Source organism: Mesorhizobium sp. M8A.F.Ca.ET.021.01.1.1, assembly GCF_003998025.1.
Lineage (GTDB): Bacteria > Pseudomonadota > Alphaproteobacteria > Rhizobiales > Rhizobiaceae > Mesorhizobium.
Genome location: NZ_RZSJ01000792.1, coordinates 1 through 2181 on the forward strand (window position 1 = coordinate 1; position 2181 = coordinate 2181).

3 protein-coding genes are annotated in these 2181 nt (G+C 63.8%); all 3 read right to left on the bottom strand.

Going from position 1 to position 2181, the window contains the following annotated elements; all coding sequences use genetic code 11:
• Positions 1 to 699: DUF72 domain-containing protein (locus EOA36_RS33930; protein ID WP_145969473.1), on the bottom strand; the 699-nt coding region annotated here is incomplete at its 3' end.
• A gap of 27 nt (positions 700 to 726) precedes the next feature.
• Complete coding sequence (locus EOA36_RS33935) at positions 727 to 1233, bottom strand: GNAT family N-acetyltransferase (protein WP_127281069.1); 507 nt, start codon at positions 1231 to 1233, stop codon at positions 727 to 729.
• Positions 1233 to 2181 (bottom strand): ATP-binding cassette domain-containing protein (locus EOA36_RS33940; protein WP_127281070.1); only part of this gene is annotated, 949 nt, incomplete at its 5' end. The genes EOA36_RS33940 and EOA36_RS33935, both read right to left, overlap by 1 nt.

Genomic DNA, 2181 nt, shown 5'->3' on the forward strand with positions numbered 1-2181 from the left:
GGCGGGGCCGGCGCGCCGCAGATCGGCCGGCTGCTTGCCTTCCGCCCAGATTTTTGCGCGCGCCGCCCATTCATCGAGGCCTTTTGGCGTGTAGCAGTCGGGATTGTCGTCGCTGCCGGTCTGCAACCGCGCATAGACGAAATCGCCGGTGATATCGGCGATGTCAGGATATTTGGCATGGTCGGCATAGACGATCGCCGCCTTGTATTTGCGCGCGAGTGCGGCGAACTCCGGCACGATGAAGCTGTCGTTGCGCACTTCGAGCGCGTGGCGCAGCGCGACGCCGTCCTGCTTTTCCGGCAGCAGTTTCAGAAACGCCTCGAAATCGTCAGGGTCGAATTTCTTGGTCGGCGCGAACTGCCACAGGATCGGGCCGAGCTTGTCGCCGAGCGCGGCCACGCCGGAACCGAGGAAACGCATCATCGACTCGCCGGCTTCGCCCAGCACACGCCGATTGGTGACGAAGCGGTTGCCTTTCAGCGAATAGACGAAACCGTCTGGCGCCTCGTTGGCCCATTTGACGAAGGTCGGCTCCTTGAAGCTCGAATAATAGGTGCCGTTGACCTCGATGCTCGGCACTTGCCGGCTGGCGTAGTTCAGTTGCTTGGCCTTCGACAACTTGTCCGGATAGAAGGACGTGTCCCAAGGCTCGAAGGTCCAGCCGCCCATGCCGGCGCGGATTGTTCCCGATTTGCTCATCGTCGTCCTCCCAGATTTCAAAAGCGATCAAGCCGCGGTGGGCCTGTCGACGGGTTTGGCCATGTCGACCAGTACCCACCCTGGCCGATAGGGATTGGGTCGGCGACCCGTTTCGTGAAAACCATAGGCGAGATAGAGCGCGATGTTCCGTTCCATCTTGGCGTTGGTGTAGAGCCGCACCTCCGGCAGGCCCCACAGACTTGCCTGTTCATCCGCGTGATTGAGTAACGCGATGCCAAATCCCTTGCCTTGGGAGCCGGGGGCGACCGCGACGGAGAAGATCATGACGTGGTCGGGATGGCGCTCCAGCGTGATTAGCCCGGCAAGCGTGGCGTCCCTCTCCAGCAGCCAGACCTCGCCCTGGGCGACGCGCGGTGCGTAGTCCTCGGTAACCGGGATCGGTGGCGCGTCGAGTATCGCGTTGTAGGGGGCATAGGCCGCTTGAGTCAGCGCGACGATCGCGGCGAGATCTTCTGGGCGGGCAAGCCTCACGCCAAAGCTGCTCTGGACCGTGATGCGATCATCCCTACCCATCACTCCGCCGCTTCGCGCTTGCCCCCCGGGCGCCGTTCCAGAAGCTCCTTGAGGAACTGGCCGGTGTAGCTGCGCTTCTCCCGCACGATTGCTTCCGGCGTTCCAGACGCGACCAGCTCGCCGCCGCCATCACCGCCTTCGGGACCGAGGTCGAGCACCCAGTCGGCGGTCTTGATCACTTCGAGATTGTGCTCGATGACCACCACCGTGTTGCCCTGGTCGACCAATTCGTGCAGCACTTCCAACAGCTTGGCGACGTCGTGGAAATGCAGGCCAGTGGTCGGCTCGTCGAGGATGTAGAGCGTCTTGCCCGTCGCCTTGCGCGACAGTTCCTTGGCCAGCTTGATGCGTTGCGCCTCGCCGCCCGACAGCGTCGTCGCCTGCTGGCCGATATGGATGTAGCCGAGGCCGACCTGCTTCAGCGTGTCGAGCTTGTCGCGCACGCCAGGCACCGCGGCGAAGAAATCGACGCCTTCCTCGACGGTCATGTCGAGCACGTCGGCGATCGACTTGCCCTTGAACAGGACGTCGAGCGTCTCCCTATTGTAGCGCTTGCCGTGGCAGACATCGCAGGTGACGTAGACGTCGGGCCAGAAGTGCATCTCGATCTTGATGACGCCGTCGCCCTGGCAGGCCTCGCAGCGGCCGCCCTTGACGTTGAACGAGAAACGTCCCGGCTGGTAGCCGCGCGCCTTGGCTTCCGGCAGGCCGGCGAACCAGTCGCGGATCGGCGTGAAGGCGCCGGTATAGGTAGCGGGGTTCGAACGCGGCGTCCGCCCGATGGGCGACTGGTCGATGTCGATGACCTTGTCGAGGAATTCCAGCCCCTCGATGCGGTCGTGTTCGGCCGGATGCTCGCGCGAACCCATGATGCGGCGCGAGGCCGCCTTGAACAGCGTCTCGATCAGGAAGGTCGACTTGCCGCCGCCCGACACGCCGGTGACGGCG

What these genes read in the sequence shown, in the direction of transcription:
- EOA36_RS33935 (WP_127281069.1), bottom strand. Translation starts at nt 1,233, where the DNA reads ATGGGTAGGGATGATCGCATCACGGTCCAGAGCAGCTTTGGCGTGAGG.